The 18,452-nt window shown below is 63.9% G+C and carries 10 protein-coding genes; all 10 read right to left on the reverse strand.

Annotation, left to right across the window (positions count from 1 at the left end; all coding sequences use genetic code 11):
• The 10 genes from LSQ66_RS09850 to LSQ66_RS09895 all read right to left on the reverse strand — a co-directional run bounded on the left by LSQ66_RS09850 (position 1) and on the right by LSQ66_RS09895 (position 18,445).
• Positions 1 to 10,011, reverse strand: a complete 10,011-nt coding sequence (locus LSQ66_RS09850) for an NBR1-Ig-like domain-containing protein (RefSeq protein ID WP_231769600.1) — start codon at positions 10,009 to 10,011, stop codon at positions 1 to 3.
• Between the two features lie 324 nt (positions 10,012 to 10,335).
• Positions 10,336 to 10,848 carry a hypothetical protein gene (locus LSQ66_RS09855; protein ID WP_231769601.1) on the reverse strand — a complete coding sequence of 171 codons (513 nt, stop codon included), beginning with the start codon at positions 10,846 to 10,848 and terminating at the stop codon, positions 10,336 to 10,338.
• The gene (locus LSQ66_RS09860) at positions 10,841 to 11,590 is read right to left on the reverse strand and encodes a hypothetical protein (protein WP_231769602.1); all 750 of its coding nucleotides are present in this window, start codon (positions 11,588 to 11,590) and stop codon (positions 10,841 to 10,843) included. Before LSQ66_RS09860 ends, LSQ66_RS09855 begins: the two co-directional genes overlap by 8 nt.
• Complete coding sequence (locus LSQ66_RS09865; protein WP_231769603.1) at positions 11,571 to 13,226, reverse strand: GspE/PulE family protein; 1,656 nt, start codon at positions 13,224 to 13,226, stop codon at positions 11,571 to 11,573. Before LSQ66_RS09865 ends, LSQ66_RS09860 begins: the two co-directional genes overlap by 20 nt.
• Positions 13,223 to 14,407 (reverse strand): type II secretion system F family protein, encoded by a 1,185-nt coding sequence (locus LSQ66_RS09870; RefSeq protein WP_231769604.1) that lies wholly within the window; start codon positions 14,405 to 14,407, stop codon positions 13,223 to 13,225. The genes LSQ66_RS09865 and LSQ66_RS09870 overlap by 4 nt, the downstream gene beginning before the upstream one ends.
• Positions 14,408 to 14,412: 5 nt before the next feature.
• Complete coding sequence (gene gspG / locus LSQ66_RS09875; RefSeq protein ID WP_231769605.1) at positions 14,413 to 14,838, reverse strand: type II secretion system major pseudopilin GspG; 426 nt, start codon at positions 14,836 to 14,838, stop codon at positions 14,413 to 14,415.
• Positions 14,839 to 14,848: 10 nt separating this feature from the next.
• On the reverse strand, positions 14,849 to 15,307 hold the full coding sequence (locus LSQ66_RS09880; protein ID WP_231769606.1) for a type II secretion system protein: 459 nt from the start codon (positions 15,305 to 15,307) through the stop codon (positions 14,849 to 14,851).
• Positions 15,308 to 15,685 carry a type II secretion system protein gene (locus LSQ66_RS09885; protein ID WP_231769607.1) on the reverse strand — a complete coding sequence of 126 codons (378 nt, stop codon included), beginning with the start codon at positions 15,683 to 15,685 and terminating at the stop codon, positions 15,308 to 15,310. It lies immediately after the preceding gene.
• Entirely contained in the window at positions 15,672 to 16,154 is a 483-nt protein-coding gene (locus LSQ66_RS09890; protein ID WP_231769608.1) for a type II secretion system protein, read from the reverse strand. The genes LSQ66_RS09885 and LSQ66_RS09890 overlap by 14 nt, the downstream gene beginning before the upstream one ends.
• Positions 16,151 to 18,445 carry a secretin and TonB N-terminal domain-containing protein gene (locus LSQ66_RS09895; protein WP_231769609.1) on the reverse strand — a complete coding sequence of 765 codons (2,295 nt, stop codon included), beginning with the start codon at positions 18,443 to 18,445 and terminating at the stop codon, positions 16,151 to 16,153. The genes LSQ66_RS09890 and LSQ66_RS09895 overlap by 4 nt, the downstream gene beginning before the upstream one ends.
• Positions 18,446 to 18,452 lie beyond the last annotated feature (7 nt).

Consider the following 18,452-nt stretch of genomic DNA (forward strand, 5'->3'; position numbering starts at 1 on the left):
CTATTTCTTATCAATTTTCCCGTCTGGATACACACGCCATCCGGGATTGTCCTTCTTCCGGTCGGTGTAGTCCCAATGTGGGCCGACTGGCGCCGGGTGAGTCAAGTCTGGATGAACGCTCTGGTCGGGATTCGACGGATTCACATACCCACCTTTATCCCCTCCTTGTGGGGGCTTCCCGCGCCAAACCCATTCTTCCCCGTTGGGACCGATGGGCGGTTTGGTAGGGTCATTCCAATCCAATGTTGGAATTTCGCCAGGCTGCGGTGGCGCTGCCGGATCACTTTGGTTTGTACCGTTTTTACTATCCGCCTCGGAAGCGAGTACCTGACGATTCCGCTCATAATCCGCGGCTAACTTTTTCTCTCCGGCGGCCTTGGTCCATTCCCCGAGCAGAGGATCGAAAGCGCAGATTAGCTCCGATGGATGGCAGTTCCCGGCCGGAGTCTGGAGGGCGTTACTTGGCGTGAGCATAAGGGTTGCTGCAACTCCGCCCCATCGCGCCACGCGGGCTCCAGCCTTTACCGCTTTCTGGGCGACGCTTTTTACGGCTTCTGCAGGCTTTCGGAAGAGTTCGTTGTTTGCAACGCCGTTTGCCCAGCTCCAAAATCTCTCCAGCTCATCGAGAGTCGGGCCCCGGCTTCCCGGAACGAACACAGTCGTCATGAACCCAGTTGGATCGACAAAGCTAGCAGGATTATTCCACACATAACTATAGCGGTTGAAGCTTTCGCCGCTGCGCGGGTCCTGGATATAGGGATCCGCGCTCATGAAACGCGCCACGAGCGGGTCGTAGATGCGCCCGTTCATGTGCACCAGGTCCACCTGATCCAGCATCTCGTGGCCCGTGAAGCCCTTGTTGTCCACCACCCCATCCAGGCCCGCTGGCGTTTCGCTGGTGGTCAGGTTGCGGCGGGCGCCCCAGACGTCGTAGGCCATTGACTCCTTCAGGTTGCCTGCTTCGTCCGTGATCGCCGCCACGCTGCCCAGGCGGTCCTTGTAGAGCCAGTTCAGGCTCGTGGCGCCGTTACGCTCGATCTCCACGCCCAGGCCTTCAGGCCAGTAGGTTTTGACCGTGACCGCGCCGCCCTTCACTTCGGCTTCCAGGGCGCCAGCATAGTAGATGTCGGTGCCGTCGCTGCGCGTCTGACGCAGGCGCTGGCGGTCGGCGCCATAGACGAAGTCGCTATAGGCGCTGCCCTTGGTGGTGCGCTTCGGCATGTCGAAGCTGGTCCAGGTCCACGGCGTGCTGCGCCCCGGCGCCGTCAGCAGGTTGCCGTTCGCGTCGTAGGTCAGGCTGCCTGCGTCGATGCTCGATACCGCGTGCGGACGCACGCTGTTCGCACCTGGCTCAGGATAGCCGTACGTGCCCACGCCGCTCTTGCTGCGCAGGTTGCCGATGTCGTCGTAGGTGTACACGCGCGGCTGGCTTTCGGACAGCATCTGGGCATTCTTCACGCGGTTCAGGCTGTCGTACTCGAAGGCCTCGAAGAACATATTTCCCTGCCATTCCTGGCCGCGCGTGAGCACATTACCCAGGCTGTCGTAACCATAGGCGTCCTGCACCAGGCGCGTGCCCTGCTTGTTCAGCGTATTGGAGAACAGGCGACCCGTTTGCGGGTTGTAGCTGCGCACAAAGGTGGTGCCATTGCCCAGGGCGCCGTCGATGACGCGGTCGGCTGCGTCGATGCCGGTGGCCTGCCACAGCACCAGCGCACCGCGCTCGATCCGCTCCAGCTGCCCGGCCCCGTTGTAGCGGTAGTCGAACACCTTCGGCGTGCCGCTGCCGCGCTGATGCAGCTGGCGCAGCGTGCGGCCCCAGTTGTCGTACTGCACCTGGCTGATGTAGGCCGTGTCCAGGTAGCTCACCACCGTATCGGGGCGGCCGTACAGGTCGTAGCTGTGCTGCTTGCGGAAGTCCTTCGTGCTGCCTGCCAAGGTGAACGACTCCACCAGCTTGCCGCAGCTGTGGTTGCTCTTGCAGTCGGCCTGGCTATCGAGCTTGTCATAGACCCAGCCCGCCGAATGGTCTTCGGCGATGCGCGAAGTCATGCGCCCCAGCTCGTCGTACGTGGTGCGCGTCGAGAACGTGGCCGCCGGGCCTTTGGCGCGCTGGTTTGGTGCAATCCGGCGCCAAACCTGGCCCAAGGCATCCACGTCGTAGTGGATCCAGCCCAGGTCAGGATCGCGCAGGTCGGTTTTGCGGCCCAGCTTGTCGTACTCCATGGTCACGACGTTTCCCAGGGGGTCGGTGGTGTTCAGGAGGTTGTCGAAGGCATCGTAGTTGAACGTGGTCGCCTTGTTGTAGGCGTCGAGGCTCGTTTTCAGGCGGCCCCACACGTCCCGGGTCTCCTTCTTCTGCTGGCTCTTGGCATTCGTCCAGGTTACCGTCAGGCCGCTGTAGCTCGTCTGGCTGGTGACCGGCTGGCCGCCCTCGTCACGCGTCTGAACGCTGGTCACGCGGTCGAGGTCGTCGTAGCCGAACTCGCTGGCGAGCATCGCGCCCGCTGGCACTTCAGCGGCCAGCGCCTCGCTGTCGGTGACAAAGGCAGGTTGCCAGCTGCGGTAGCGGCGGCCCTGGGCATCGTACTCGGTGTCGGCAGCGACTTTCCGGCCATCGAAGCCCCAGGTCAGGCTGCGCACGGGGTGTTCGGCCGCGTCCATGAAGGTTATCTTCGGCACGGCTATGCGCTCGAGCCCGAGTTTGAAGTCCTTGATCTGCATGAACCTTGCTTGCGGCGGGCAGTCCGCATTGCAGCGCTTCAGGTAGGTCCAGGTTTCCGTTTGGTCCACGGCGGTGGAGCTGAGCACACGTCCGAAGGCGTTCACCGTCGCCGTGCTGACCAGGCCGTTAGCATCCTCCATCCGCGTCATTGCACCCGTACGGGCGTCGAACTGCAGCGCCTCCTCCTGGTTCAATGCGTTCCTGCGCGTGGCCGGGAAGCGGCCGTCCGGAGTGTAGGTAACGTCCGAAATGGTGCGGGTGCGGCTCACGCCTGAAGGGTCTGTCCAGCCAAGGATAGTGCGATTGACCAGCCCGAAGCTGTTGCCGCTGCGGTCATAGGTCTTCTGCACGCGCAGCGCGGGCTCGTTCGGTTCCACCGTTTCGGTCGCCAACAGTCCAGCGCCGTCATAGGTGTAGGCCGTCAGGCGGCTTTGCTGGGACATGCCAATCGAACGCGTTTCGGTGTTCGTGCGCACCTCGCCAAGACGCCAGGTGAGCGGATCATTGTCATAGGTGCGGGTGACCGTGATGGTGCCTGCCGAAAGGTTATCCGTGCCGTAGCGCTGGCGCGTCACGGTCAACTGATTGCCCCAGTCGTCATATGTGCTGACGACAGAACTGCGTTCCAGGAAGCTGTTGTCCAGGTCCGTGGCGGCGACGTACTCCGGACTCGCGTAGGGGAAGGCTGTGGTGATGCCGTTGGCCTGCGCGATATTCCGGGTGACGGCTGTGGAATCACGGTCGCTCAGCCAGGTGCCATCGCGGTCGGTGGTGCGGGCGTGCTTCACCATGCCGACATAGGGGTGGTTCTGGTAGAACCAACTGGTGCTGGTGATGTCGTTCTGTACGTCGCGCTCGTCGATCTGCGCGAAGCCGATGCTGCTCCGGCGCCGCGGATCCATGGCAAAGCCGTGATAGGCATACTCGGTATCGAGCCAGCCGCCCTGGCCGCTGCTGCGGTGGATGGCACGCACCAGTTGGCCCGGCCGCATCCGCTTGCCCTGCTGGACCACCGGGCCGTCGTAGGCAGTCACCTCGTGCGTGTACGCCACAGACGAGTTGGCCGGGCTGTATTCCGCTTTCTCGACGAGGCCGAAGCCGTTCGTGACCCGCACCAGCCGGTCCAGCGCTTCGCCCGGTTTGGCGAGATCGGCCGAGCCGAATATCTCCCAGGTGCTGCCCTGGGTGTAAGTCGCGATGTCGATTTTGCCATCGCCGTCGAAATCGCCCAGGAACATGGACCGATTACGCTGATAGGTGTCGTCATACGTCACGCCTGCCATGACCGAATCGCCCCGCACACCATAGAAGGTCGGACCTGCCCAGGGTTCGCAGCTGTGGAACAGGCCGGACGGACCCACGTGGCACAGCTGATATGCAGTGACATTGTCCTGGTTCCAGCTGTCGTTCGCGGGACGGAGCACGTCGAGCAGCCCATCGCCGTCGTAGTCGGCCACCATCATCACCAAGTGATCGAATGCCGGGTTGTTCGACGCCGGCAGTACCCGGCAGTCGGCCTCGTGATTACCCTTGGACAGGCAGATCTTGCCGCGAACGCTTACTGGGTTCTCGCCCACGTCGAGGGTAGCCGTCGCGTAAAGCAGGTCGCTGTAGCCATCTCCGTTGAAGTCGCCGGTCAGGGTGCCGGTGGAAGGCGGCGGCAGGGCTGCCGTGCGGTTGTCCGGGCTCGGGTCCCAGGTGGCATAGAACTGCGCAGCCCCCTTCTCGGTCGAAGTGCTGACCGCTACGTAACTTTGCCCATCACCACCCGGCAGGCCGTCGCAGGACCAGGCATAGCGCCCGGTGCCGTCGTCGCGCACGCGCATGCAGCGGCCCAGGTCCACTTGGTCGACGCGGCCGTCGCCATCCATGTCGTCGAACGCGGTTCCCGAGCTCGGGCGGCCATTGGCGGCGTCGCCGAACGACACTGCCAGATAGGTTCCCGTCACGTCCTGGCAATCGAAGCCGCTGCCATTGGAGAGGCACTTGTAGTTGCGAGCGACGGCATAGACGCCGTCGCCGGAACGCAGGAAGAGATCATCCCTGCCGTCGGCATTGAAGTCGCGCACCATGCGCATGGGCGCCGGGGGCTGCAGCGTGGTCGACCACGAATCGGCAGGCAGGCTGATACTGCCATTGCAGGCGAAACTGCCGTTGCTGAAGTCGCGTCCCCAGCACATGCGCCAGTTGTACGCGGGCGAGCCGAGGTTCCAGTCCGCAACCAGCAGGTCGACCTTGCCGTCGCCATCAAAATCTCCCGATTCCATTACCGCAAGGCTGCCCGGAATAGTGCTGAAGGGCTGCTTGACGGTCCATCCCATGCCATCGGGATTGGACTCGTACAGGCGTTGCTGATGCAGGTTCGCGTCTACCCGATAGCGCTCCAGAATGTCTGCCTTGCCGTCGCCGTTGAAGTCCTCCACCAGGATTTCATTGAGCGGGCCTTTTGCATAGCCGGATCCAGTTCCATTGTTTCCAAGCGCGACCAGGTTCGGACCGACGCGCGGTCCGCCCAGGCTCACAAAGCCCGGCGTAGTGCCCGAGCGCGTTCCATATTCGAAGGTGGTGGCTGGCAGGCAGGTGGCGCCGTCGCAGGCGACCAAGGACTTGAGCAGGCTCCGCTGGCTGCTCAGGCTGACCTCGTAGTTCAAGGTGTAGCGCACAGCCTCGGTACCGCCCGTGCCGTCCGCGCCGATTCCGACAAAGGTGGTGACCTGGGTCAGGCGGTCCGCTTCGAAGTTGGGAGAGCCGGCCACGTAGGCATATCGCGCATCCGGCCGCGCTTCGTAGGAGAAGCGCGCGGCGGCATAATGCGGCTGCCCGCTGTTGCTGTTTGCGCCCCAGCGAATCTCCAGCGGATTGCTCTCGCCATTGACGGCGTGCTCACTGTAGTAGTAGCTGACGTAGTTGCCGCTGCGGTCTGCCACGCGGCTTACGCGCCAGCGGTGCGCTTGCCCGTCGCTGCGGCCGATTGCCTCGATATAGCTGTCGATGGTATCGCCATAGTAGGCTGTGCGCCCATCGCGGGTCTCCACCTTGAAGGTACGCTGGGCGCCCACCATGACAGTGCGCACGCGGGTGAAGGTCTCGATCTCGGTGCGGTACTCTGCATCCGCAGCCCAGTAGGCTGCGTGGCTGTTGCTGTCGCCATTGACCAGAACCAGGCGCTGCCCGTCCAGGCATAGCCTGTCTACCGGCTGATTGGAATACTGTGCGTCGGTGCCATTGACTCCGACAAAGGCGCTGAAGCGCACGCCATCAGATGCGTTATCCGTTGCTACCGTACGGCCGCAGCGACCAATCTCGGACAAGCCCGCCAAGCTCCAGCCCAAACCAGCCGGACCGGAAGAGATGGCGCTGTCATAGCTCAGGCCGAGGTTCGGCACCATGCCCGCCGTACCAGGGGGTAGCTGGAAGGGAATGCTGTATGCCGCGCTGCCATTCGGCGTCGCCGCCAGCTTACCCGGCAGGCTGCCTGCTTCGTCGTTCGCCAATTGCGGGACGTCGACCACGATGGGCGTTAGAGTACCACTGCCCTGCCCCGCGCCTACAGTGAAGGCAACCGATCCCGACGCCGCCAGTTCCGCGCCAGCGCCATCGTACAGCCGCGCCTGCATGCTGAAATTGCCCTGCTGGGTCGGCACCCACACGGCGGTCCATTTGTCGCCATTGTTCTGGGCTTCGATTACGGTGCTGCCGCCGCTGGTGGTGGCGGTGGCCGTCATCGTTGTCGTGGTTTTGGCAGCAGTTTTGGTGCTGCTGCTCTTCGCCATGGTGCGCAGCTGTTGCGCAACTTGAGCGTCGATCACAAATCGAATGGACTGGCCAGCAGGCACAGGGCCGCTGAGCGTGGTGCTCAGAATCGTTGGAACACCCAGGGTCAGCACGCTCCCCTGCGCAGGCACCATGGAGCCCGCGACCATTCCCGCGTCCATGTAGAACTGGCGCTCCTCGGAAATGAGGATGGTGTCGCCAAAGCGTACGCGGGCAAACACGGTATAGGGCGCCATACCTGCCGCCAGGCCGTCCTTGCTGGCCGAGTAGGCGCCGCCGCCTTCGTCCACGCCGGGAACCCAGCTGCCGTTGACGTTGAACGTCACTTCATCCGGCGTGCCGCTGATGCCGCTCACCACGGCACGCATGAAGGCTGGCGCCGGATAGCGGTAGCGGTCCTGGTTATTGGCGTTCGGCGAAGTGAGGCCGATGCGCAGGCCTTGCGGCAGGTGGCAGCTGTTGTCCTCACAGGGCAGCACGATCTGCTCGCCATCGGCGGCGCGGGCCACCACGTACAAGGGGGCGCCGGGGAACTGGCTGGCCGCCGCCGTCAGGTCGATGACGAAATGGTGCGATGCGTCCGGCGTCTGGCACTGGGCGCGCACGGAAGCATCGCCAAGTTCGGTGCTGGCATTAGCACTGCCGCTGCCCGCCAGGGTGCCGCCCAGCGCGGGCGGCGCATTGGCATACAGCTCGTAGCCGAGCGCTTCGGCCGCGCCCAGGCGGCATGCCCAGCCCACCAGTTGCAGCTGCTGCGATGCGTTCGAGCGCACGCCGGAGACCAGGCCCTGCAACGGGCTGTCAGTCACGTTGACCGTGACCGGCGCAGATTCGACGGTGCGGGCCCATTCGTCGGTTGCTCGCAGCTTGAAGCGATAGCTGCCGTTCGACAGCGAGAGCGGACCGTTCAGCGAGAGGCTGGCCGCCGGACCGTTGGCCGTGCGGATAGGCGTGGCGCCGTAGCCGCTGCCGGTGTCCTGGAACAGCTCGAGCTTGGTCAGCTGCCCGCCAGTCAGGGTGGCGGGAGCAGTAATGGTTACAGTGGCCGACTGGCCCGGCGCCACGCGCACGTTCTGCGGGGTGGCGCTCAGCGACAGTACAGGCATGGGCCGTTCATTGACCGTCAGCGTCAGCAGATCGCTCGGCATGCCGAAGACATTGTTGGCCATGTCCAGCATGCGCCATTGCATGGTGTGCTGGCCTGCGGTGGCCGGAGCCGTCACTTCGAAGGTAAAGGTGGTTTCCGCGCCGGGCGCCACGGCACTGGCCAGCGGGACGCGGGCAATGCCCCAGCTCTGGTTATCCTGCGGCGAATCCGAAACCAGCGCCATGCCGCTGCCAGCCTGCACGTCGCCAGGCTGCCAGGTGGTGGTGCCGTTATTGCGCATGGTGACGCTGATGGTGCGGCGTTCGCCGCTGAAATATGGCGCGGCTGGGGTCTGGCTGACAAACTGCGCGTCCTTGCCGGTGACGTAGACAGTAATCGGGTCGCTTGTCGTCCGCCCGTCCGCGCTATCCACGGCATACATGACGACGGTATTGGCACCCACAGGCATTGGCACCATACCATCGAACACCGGTCCATGTACGAAGGCAGGTGCGTCGGAGTTCACGAACACAAACAAGGCGAGTATAGAGTTCCCGCCCAATGCCGTGGCATGGCCCTGCATGGGGACCATCGCCATGTCCGTTGCGGGGTCGGCGGCGTAGGTGCTCCCATTCGGCGGGCCGTCAATGACAACGATAGGTGGTCCAACCAGGACATTCACGATCTCGGAAGACTGGTTTCCGAAAATGCCCATGCCGTCCTGCTTCATCCGGAAAGCAAGAACTTGCTGTCCCCCTACGGCAGGGGCAATAACGTTGAAAGTGAAGGTTGCTGTGGCATTGGGTGCAATCGGCCCGCTCACCGGCACCCGGATGTCGCCCCAGGCGGTGATGGTGTCGGGAGTCGTCAGGTAGTACCCGGCCTCCGGGGTCCACGTGGCAGTACCGGTGTTTTTCATGACGATCGTCACCGGATACGTCTGCCCTGCATTCATGGTAGTGGGCGCGTCGCGGGAAATGACGGTCGACAGGTTGGAGGGGTTGGCCACATTGACGCTGACACTGACCGTGCTGCCGAAATAGGTGCGCGTGTTCTCGCGCAAACGCCACTGGGTGCCTTGAACTCCTGTTGTTTCGGGAGCTGTCATCGTTCCCCGGAAGGTGGTAATACCCTGGGGTGACACGACCTCGGTCAGCGGCATCGAGCTGATGCCGAACTTTGTATTCTCAAGCGGGTTTTGGGCGACAAGCTCGACGTTCGCAGGGTCCCACGTGGTGCCGCCGGTGTTCTTCATCGTGATGGACACATCGTATTGCGCGCCCGGCACCATGGTGGTCGGTATGGTATGTGAAGACAAGACGGCGTTGTCGACGATGGCCTTAATTGCAAATGGCGTCATCGGAGACCACTTGTTGAAGGAGTCCACGGCCCGCGCATAGAGCGTCTGATTGCCCGCCCCTCTACGCAGCACCTTGTCAAAGGTCGGCCCCTCCTGCTGGTCGACCAGGACGTAACTCGTACCATCGTAATAGTAGATCAGCACCTTCGTGATCGTGGCAATGCCCGTTGGTGTGGCATTGACCGTGACCGGGACATCGATGTAACCGCCGTTGCCAACGAAGATGTCCGTTGGCGCAGGGCTGACGACCTGCACAGAGGGCGCCGGTCCCGCCACAGCGACCGTCTGGACTGGTGTGGCCTCGCCGAAGTACATGCCCGTGGCCGATTGCACCAGCTGCCACTGCATGTCGTAATAGCCGCCTTCAACAGGAGGATAGATGGTACCGCTGAAGGTTCCCTCGGCGCCAACCGCGGTGGCCACCGACAGGTTGAGCCGCTTGGTCTTCCAGAGGTCGTTGTCCGGCGGATTCTGCGTGCCAAGCTGGATGCTGGTTCCTGCTGCCCAGGCATAGTTGCCCGTGTTTCTCATCTTCACGGTATAAGTTCGCGCACCCGTCATCGTTGGGATCGCGGTTTGCGACACGAACTGGGCGTCAGGAACGCGCGGAACGACGTCGATGGAGACGGATGGCGTATAGTCGCCGAACCAGCCAATATTGGTTTGGTACATCTGGAACTGCATGCCGTAGGTACCTGGCGTGGTGGGCGCGACCATGCTCAGCGTGAATGTCTTTGAAGTATTCACATAAGCCGACGCTCCCAGGCCAATGCCGGTGAAGGCCCAGCCTGTCGTGTTCAGGAGCTTGAGGGAATAGGATGTACCAGACCACGTGGTGGTCCCTGTGTTCATCATCGTCACGCTGATGGTGTAGCGCTCGCCCGCGACCATTGTCGTCGGGATGTTGTGCGTAACATAGGTGGCGCCGTTGGCTGCCAGGGCATTCGCCTGCCCCAGAATCAACAACAACGCCGCAATGGCCCTTGCCAGCCCTCCGCCTCCGCTAAATGCACGGCGCGCCGTCCGCATGAATTGAGTCAGGAAGGTGGTGATCAGCTTGCACATATTATTCGGAACCGGGACGTGTGAAATGAAACCTCCGCAGCAGACGCACGAAGGCTTTCGAGGCTCGCATGGCCTCAAGTATCAATAGCAATAGAGAGGAGAGCCGCTAGCTCGGCGCGAACCGAGGAAGATGGCGGAACAGTGCCGAAGGGGACCAGCGGGATAACAGTTTGGACATGAGCTTCTCGTTTTTATCTACCTTGGATTCATTCTGACGGCGTACCAAGGCCAATTTAGTAACTTGCAATTTTGCCCGATAACAATGGCAAACAATCTCTCCAATGTTCACATTGGCGAAAAATACTTCGGCAGCTGCGATCACATCTATTCGTTCAACGACGTACGGATTTCGAAGGTAACGGTCTGAAGGCTCCCGCTCGCCTTGCCTTTGTGATGCGATAGATAGACCTGGCCGAATGCGGGCTGCTCCGCAAGGCTCTCCGCATAGCTCAGCAAGGCCGCTACGTCGCGGGCTTCGCCGCGCAGCACGAGGCGCTTGCCGCCCTTGTCGGGCGCGAACTCCAGGAGCTCGATATCGTCGCTGCTGGCCTGTTCCAGCGCATTGAAGATGGGATACCAGTCGAAGGCGCGCTCGCTTTGCAGGGCTGCCCAGCGCCGCTGGATATCGAGCTCGCTGCGGCTTGGCTTGGGCACCGGCTTTGGCCGCAGCCCGGCGCGAAGCCGTTCCGCCTGTTGCTGGGCCTCCTCTTGGCGTTCGCCCTGCAGCAAGGCCTCGCGCCCCAGCCATGCCGCGCCCAGCGTCAACACGGCGGCAAGGCCCCATACGGGCAGGCGATGGCGGTTGCGCGGTTTGAGGTAGTGTGCGGGGTCAGACATGGTCGTCCCAGTAATGGCGCGGCAGCTCGCGGACGGCGGCCTGCGGCAGGCATTCGCCCACCACCGCTGCAGACGGCTCGCCATCGAGATGCCAGACGTTCAGCGTAGCGGGCTCGCCGTGGCGCAATGCCGCGCGCCGCAGCAATTGGGTGAGCGCGCGATGCGGGTCTGCGCTGCATGGCTGCGTATCCATGGCCTTCAGCCTGCCTCGCTCAAAACATAGCAGGCTTGCCTGCGCTCGTTCCTCAATCAGCAGCCAGCCGCGCGCTCCCTTCACCCGGCTGCGCGGCGACCAGTACGCGGCTGCCGTAACAGGCAGCACCGTGCGCAAGCGGCAGCCGTGGGCGGCGGCAAGCGATTCCAGCTTTTCCATGAAGCTGCGCGGCATGGCGGATGCGATTCCGCTTTCGCCGAAGTGCCGGAAGGCGGCATGGGAGACCCAGCCAGCATCGAGCTCGAGACCGTGGCCCGCGTAGCTTGCCGCCGCATAGGCTTCCCATTGGGCTTGCGTATCCAGCTTGTCCTGCCAGGGCAGCGCGATTACGCGGGCCAGACTGTCGCTGACTACGATGTCGAGCTGCGCCCGGCCGGGCTTTGCCTCCTGCAGCAGCCCGTCCAGCGCTTCGAGCAGGCCCGCCGTGTCCGAAGCCGTTTCGGCAGCGGCACTCTTGCCGCCGCGCCGCAGCCAGCATGCGCCGGGGAACAGCCCGGCAGTAATTCGCTCAGGCCACAAACGTAACACGGTTCACCTCCTGTAGTGTGGTGTGCCCTTCGCGGGCCAGGTCCAGCGCCACGTCGCGCAGGAAGCGGGTGCCTTGCAGGCGGGCCTGCTCCTTCAGCGCGCGGATCGAGGCGCGCGCCACGATCATTTCCCGGATCTCGTCGGTCAGGCGCAGCACTTCGGCGATGGCACGCCGGCCCTTGTAGCCCGTGCCCCGGCAGTGCGTGCAGCCCTTCCCCGCCATGAAGCGGAAGGACGAGGGATCGTGGATGCCGGATTCGGCCAGCAGCGTGGCATCGGGAACAACCGGCTCCGCACAGTGCACGCAGTTCTGGCGCAGCAGGCGCTGCGCAACCACGCCGGTCAGCGAGGATACGAAGTTGTAGGGATCGACACCCATGTGCATGAAGCGGCCGATCACGTCGAAGGTGTTGTTGGCGTGGACGGAGGTGAACACCATGTGGCCCGTCAGCGCCGATTGCACCGCAATCTGCGCCGTTTCGGGGTCGCGGATCTCGCCGACCAGGATCTTGTCCGGGTCGTGGCGCAGAATCGAGCGCAGGCCGACAGCGAAAGTCAGCCCCTTTTTCTCATTGACGGGAATCTGCAGAACGCCTGGGAGCTGGTATTCCACCGGGTCTTCAATGGTAATGAACTTGTCCTCGCCGTGATTGATCTCCGTAAGCGCGGCGTAGAGCGTGGTGGTCTTGCCGCTGCCGGTCGGTCCGGTGACGAGCATCATGCCGTAAGGCTCCGCGGCCAGGCGGCGCAGCAGCTGGATGGTGCGCTGGTCGAAACCGAGGGAGTCGAGCGTAAGCCGCTGCACACTGTCCATCAGGGCCTTCTTGTCCAGCACCCGCAGCACCGCGTCTTCGCCGAAGATGCTGGGCATGATCGAAACGCGGATATCGATGTCGCGCCCCTTGGAGGCCACGCGGAAGCGTCCATCCTGAGGCACGCGCTTCTCGCCGATATCCAGTTCGGCCAGCACCTTGATGCGGGCAATCGCCTGTTCCGCGAGCTGGGGATTGCTGACCATTGCAATGCGGTTCAGCACACCGTCTATGCGGAACTTGATCAGCAGGCCCTGGGGCAAGGTCTCCATGTGGATGTCGCTGGCTTCGAGGCGCAGCGCATCGAAGACGGTGGAATTGATCAGGCGCACGGCGGGACTGGCCTCGCCCTGGATCGCCGTGAGCGTGAGGTCGCCGCTCGCATCGCGTTCGGCTTCCACGATCACTTCTTCGCCCACCGCATCGGCGACGGCGCTGAAGCTGGCTTCATGCTTCTCCAGCTGCGCCAGGATGGATTGCGGATCGCCCATGTACAGGACGCGCACACCGCGCGCGTTCAGCCAGGCGCCCAGTCCGGGCATGAGCGGCATGCCGAGAACGGCCAGGGGCCCCTCTTCGCTCTCCGCCACTATCGCCGCGCGCTGATGCATCTCCGCATAGTCGGCCAGGCCGAAGGCGGGCGTGATGGCAGCGAGCGCATCGTCGGCGATCACCGTGTAGGCAAGGTGCGCAGCGGCGCCCTCCAGCGCTGCGCGGCGCGGAACTTCCGCGCTGGCGGCCAGCCGCTCGAGCCAGTCGCGGGCATCGCCAGCGCCGAAGGCGGCGCCAAGTTGCGCTGCGTTGATATTGACTGCTTCACTCATACGATATTCGCCAGGTCGAAGATGGGGCTGTACAGCATCAGCACGATGGCGCCGACCACGAGGCCGATGCCCAGCATCAGCACGGGTTCGATCAGCCTGCCAACGGTATCGATCCAGATGGTGGTTTCCTGGTCGTAGAAGTCGGCGATGCGGCCCATCATTTCATCCAGGTTGCCGGAAGATTCGCCCGCCACCAGCAGGCGCACCGCAACTTCGGTGCTCAGGCCGCAGTCCTGCAATGCCGCGGACATGGCGATGCCCTCCCCTACCCGCTGCACCGCCTTGTCCAGGCTGGGGTGCAGCGCCAGGGGCAGCGAGGCCTTCGTCATCCGCATTGCGGCGAGCACGCTCACCCCGCTGTGCAGCAGCATGCCGAGCGTTCGGTACAGGCGGGCCAGCTGCAGCACCTGCAGCCGCTCGCCGAGCCACGATGTCTGCATGAGCCACCGGTAGGCGCCGCTGCGCACGGCGGGATGGAAGATCAGAAGCAGGAGCAGCGCCACGACCACGCCCAGGCTTCCCCAGGCGGCAAGCTCGTTGTTGCGGACGAAGGTTCCCCACCACTGCACGAACCCCGGATCGCCATTCCGCATTGTTCCCGCGTCCTCGTACACGGCGCTGAATCGCGGCAGCACGTAGAACATGAGGAAGGCGATCACCAGGAAGCCGACGCCCAGCAGGACGGCAGGATAGGTGGCCGCGGCGCGAAGCTTTCCGCGAATCTCGTCCACCTGCCCCTGGTACTGCATGTAGCGGCTGATGGCTGCGCGCAGCGTGCCGGTGGTTTCGCTGGAACGCACCATGGCCACATAGAGCGCCGGGAACACGGACGGCAGGCTGGCCATGGCGTTCGACAGCGGATTGCCTTGCCTTAGCTCGCGCAGCAGCACCTCGTACACGGAGCGCCCGCGTCCGCGCCTGTCGTTCTGGCTCAGCACATCGATGGCGTCGACGACGGTCTGCCCCGCATCGATCAGGGAGTGCAACTGCTGGTTGAAAACCGCCAGGTTGAACTCTTCGCGTGCCGCCGGCTGCAGCCAGTTGCGCTTGGCGGGACGCAGTTCCAGCACGCGGCCGCCGGCGTTGGCCGCCAGTTGGCGCGCCTCGGCCTCGCTCGACGCATCGAGCACGGTTTCCTCCACCGTAAACGCGGCCGTCAGCAGTTTGACGCGGTATTGCATGCGGCTCAGTTCCAGCTGACGACGTCGGCGTCCTCGCCCCCGCCGCCCTGCTGCCCATCCGCCCCGTAGGACACCACGTCGTATTCACGGCCGTCGCTGCCTGGCGCGCGGTAGATATAGGCATGGTTCCAGGGGTCGGATGGCACACCCTTCTTCAGATAGGGGCCATGCCAGTTCGCCTCGCTGTTGGGTGCGGCGAACAGCGCGACCAGCCCCTGGTCGGTCGTCGGGTAATGGCCGACGTCGATGCGGTACTGGTCCAGGCCCTTCTCGAAGGCCTCGATCTGGGCCTTCGCCACCTGCGTCTTGGACCGGCCGATCTGGCCGAAGTACTTGGGCGCCACAAAGGCCGAGAGCAGGCCGATGATCACGATCACCACCAGCAGTTCCAGCAACGTGAAGCCGCGTGCGTTGTTGTTTCGAACTTGCATTGCATTTCCCCTATGGAGCAGGTTTCGTGTAAATGAACTTCCAGTCGCTATAGCGCTGCGCCCCGGTGAACGTGGCCAGTTCGGGCGGGAAGCCCGCCTGCTTGATCGGCTTCACGTTCGATTTCGAGTAGACCCCGATCACGGCATTCGAGGCATCCAGCACCAGCCCCCAGTCGTCGTCCGTCATTGGGTCGGTGTACAGCTTGCGCAGCGGGCGCGTCGGCTTGACCAGCCGCGAGTCGTACAGCAGGTTCTCGAGCTTTGCGGGGTATGCCTTGCCCGACCCCGGCGAATTCTCGTAGTACTGCTTGATGGCGTTGCGGTAGGCGATGCCACGCCACAGGAGCTCGGCCTCCTTGTCGCGCCGTTCGCTCAGCGCGGTGTTTTCGAGCGCCCGAACGGCCACCACGGCCGATATGGCAAGCAAGAACATCACCACCACGTAGCTGAATCCATTCTGGCGCGGCATCTACCAGTCCTTCAGCCAGGTGCCGTCGCGCCCCTTGTTGGGGGCGCCGCTGCGCACATCCTGCACCACGCCCATGCTCGGGTCTTCCGAGGGAACCACGACCCAGCTGTTCGGGCTCTGAGTGAACGGGTCCGCAGGGAGCTTGCGCAGATAGTGCTCCGCCACCAGCTCCTGCAGGGTGTCCGGATAGCGGTTTCGGTCCGCATAGAATTTTCCGATGGCGTCGCGCAGGATGTAGAGATCCTCCTTCAGCACGTCCTCTTTCGCCTTGTCCAGGTTGCCGAAGTAGCGCGGCGCGGCGATGGACACAAGCAGGCCCATAATGGACAGCGCCACCAGCAGCTCAATCAGGGAGAAGCCCAGCTTACCACTGCGCATACGGCACTCCGTTCAGGCCCGTGAGCGGCGATTTCGAGTAGACGTCGAAGACGTCCACGCCTTCCACCGGAGCTTCAGGCGGCGAGTCGAAGCGGCGCTTGCCCCAGCTGTCCACCGCCGACAGCGCCGGGTTGGCAAAGGGGTCGCGGGGGATGCGGCGCAGGAAGTAGAGCTTGGGGCCGGTCTTGTTCTGCTCGTCCACCACCCCGGCGCTCAGGTCGATGAGGGACTTCGGGTAGCCAGAATCCGTGCCGACGTCGATGAGTATCCTGCCCGCGTCCGCCGCGTGCTTGTAGGCGTCGATCGCCTGGCGGATATCGCGCAAGGCAGTACGCAGCGCCTGTTCCTTCTGGCGGCGCAGCGTGGTTTCGATGACCGGCACCGCCACGCTGGCCATGACGCCAAGAATGGCGGCGGCGGCAAGCAGCTCGATCAGGCTGAAACCGCGGCTGAGGCGGAAAAACGTCATGGCGGCGTAATCACGATATTGTGCAGCGCAGGCAGCGAGGGAATGCCTACCGCCTTCTTGCTGCCGATCGGCGTGGCCGCGATGACGCCCACCGTCGTGGCATGTGGCGCTGCGGGCGGCGTTTTCGCCCGCAAGGTCAGCGTGAGCACGGTCCCTTGCCCACCCGCTTCCGCTCCGTCGCCGGACTTCATGCCCACCGATGCGCGGCCGCTTGCGCCATCGAAGGATTTGCTGAAGGCGCCTTTGCCATCCTTGTTGAAGTAGCCGCCGTCGTCGAGCGACACAAGCTCGAATTCGGCCGGGTTGCAGGCCACCTGCAGCGAGGCGGCGCGCAGCGGCTCGGCGCTGTCCATGCGCAGTTCCAGACTGAAGGTCTGCCCTGCCTTGACGCTCGCGGGCCCGGTCCAGGCCAGCTTCGGCGCGTCCGGCGTGGAGGCCGGCGTCACCTGCGCGCTGCGCGTGGCCGCAGCCGCTGGCTGGGCTGGATCGGCGGTTCCTCCCTGCGCTGCTGTGCGCAGCTGGAGCGGCCGGTCGCGCAACACGGCTTCGGTGCCGGACCAGAAGGCTTCGTCGGCGGGGCTGCTGCGCTGGATATTGCGGATCAGGTGCGGCGTGATCGAGAGCACGATCTCGGTCTTGGTGCGGCTGTCCGTCTGGCTGCCGAACAGGCGGCCAAGGATGGGGAACTCGCCCAGCAGCGGCACCTTGTTGCCGGAACTGCGGTCCTCGTCGCTGATCAGGCCTGCCAGCACCTGGGTTTCGCCGTCCTTCAGGCGCAAGGCGGTGTTGAAGTTGCGCGTGCCGATCTGGTAGGCCGAGGAACCGTTGTTGGTCTTGACGGAGGAAACGAGCGAGCTGACCTCCATGCCCAGCTTCAGGCCGATCTCGTCGCGCAGGTGAATGTCGGGCTCCACCTCCAGCTTCAGGCCCACGTCCAGGTATTGGATATTCTCGGTGACGAAGGTGTTCGTCGTCGTGGTGGTCACCACCGGCACCTTGTCGCCGATCATGATCTTCGCCTTCTCGCGGTCCCGCACGCGGATGCGCGGGTTGGCCAGCAGGTTGGCGTCGCCGTCGGTCTTCTGCAGGTTGATGGTGGCGCTCGGAACGGAAACGCCGATCGACTTCGAATCGAGGTTGCGCAGGTCGCTCAGCTTCATGGCCGAAGTCGTGCTGCCGTTGGTTGGAATCGAGGTGGTTGCTCCCAGCGGCGTCACGGTGAACTGGCTGTTCCATTGCACACCGGCGTTCAACAGGCGCGAACGGTTAATCTCCAGAACCTCCACCTCCAGCATGATCTCCGGCTCCTCCAGGTCCTGCAGCTTGACCAGCTTTTCCGCCAGGGCGATAGTCTCGGGGCTTTCGCGCAGCACCATCAGGTTGTATTTGTCGTCGACGTAGATGTCCTTGAGCTTGAGCACCGTCTTGAGCATGTTGGCGGCCTGCTTGGCCTCCACATTGGCCAGGTAGAAGGCGCGCACCACCAGGTCCTGGTATTCGCGCAGCTTGGCCGAGGTGCTCGGGTATATCAGCACACTGCTCGCATTGAGCACCTTCTTCTCCAGCTGGCTGGTGGACAGGATCACGTCGATGGCGTCGTCCAGCGAGGTCTGTTTGAGGAATACGGTGGTGCGCTGGTCGGGACGCACGTCCTTGTCGAAGATGAAGTTGATGCCGGTAGTGCGCGACAGCGCGTCGAAGATGGCCTTGATGCTGGCGTCGCGGAATTCCAGGTTGATGGGCTTGCGATAGCTGCTGCTCAGGCTCGGCGAGGTGACGGGGACAGGCGTCTGCTTCAGCTCCAGCTCGCGCAGGAGGGCAATCGCTTCGGGATGGGCAGGCACGCGCTTCTGGGCGGTTGCCAGCAGCTGGGCCGCCTTGCCGAGCGCCCCTTCCTTGAGCGCCACGCCCGCGGCCTCCACTTCCCCGTCCGCCCTTTCCCATTCGGCCAGCTTGTGCTGGCCCGCCAGGGCGCGCGAGTTCTCGGGGTCGTAGGCCAGCACGGCCTCATAGGCTTTTGCAGCCTTGGCGCGCTCGCCGTTCGCCTGCGCCGAGGCAGCGTCGGAAAGCAGGCGGTTGGTGGCATTTTCGCGCACACGCAGCCAGTCGCGCCGGTATGCGACATCGCCCGGCGCCAGCTGCGCGGCCTGGGCCAGTTCCTTGACGGCGACAGGATAGTTCCCCTTCTCCGCCGCCGCCATGCCCGCGCGGTGGTGGGTCTGGGCCGCGCAGCCCGCCAGCACCAGCGCAACCAATACCGCTATCGCCCGTTTCGACAACATCACTAGCATTTTCGCC

Source organism: Massilia endophytica, from assembly GCF_021165955.1.
GTDB lineage: Bacteria > Pseudomonadota > Gammaproteobacteria > Burkholderiales > Burkholderiaceae_D > Rugamonas > Rugamonas endophytica.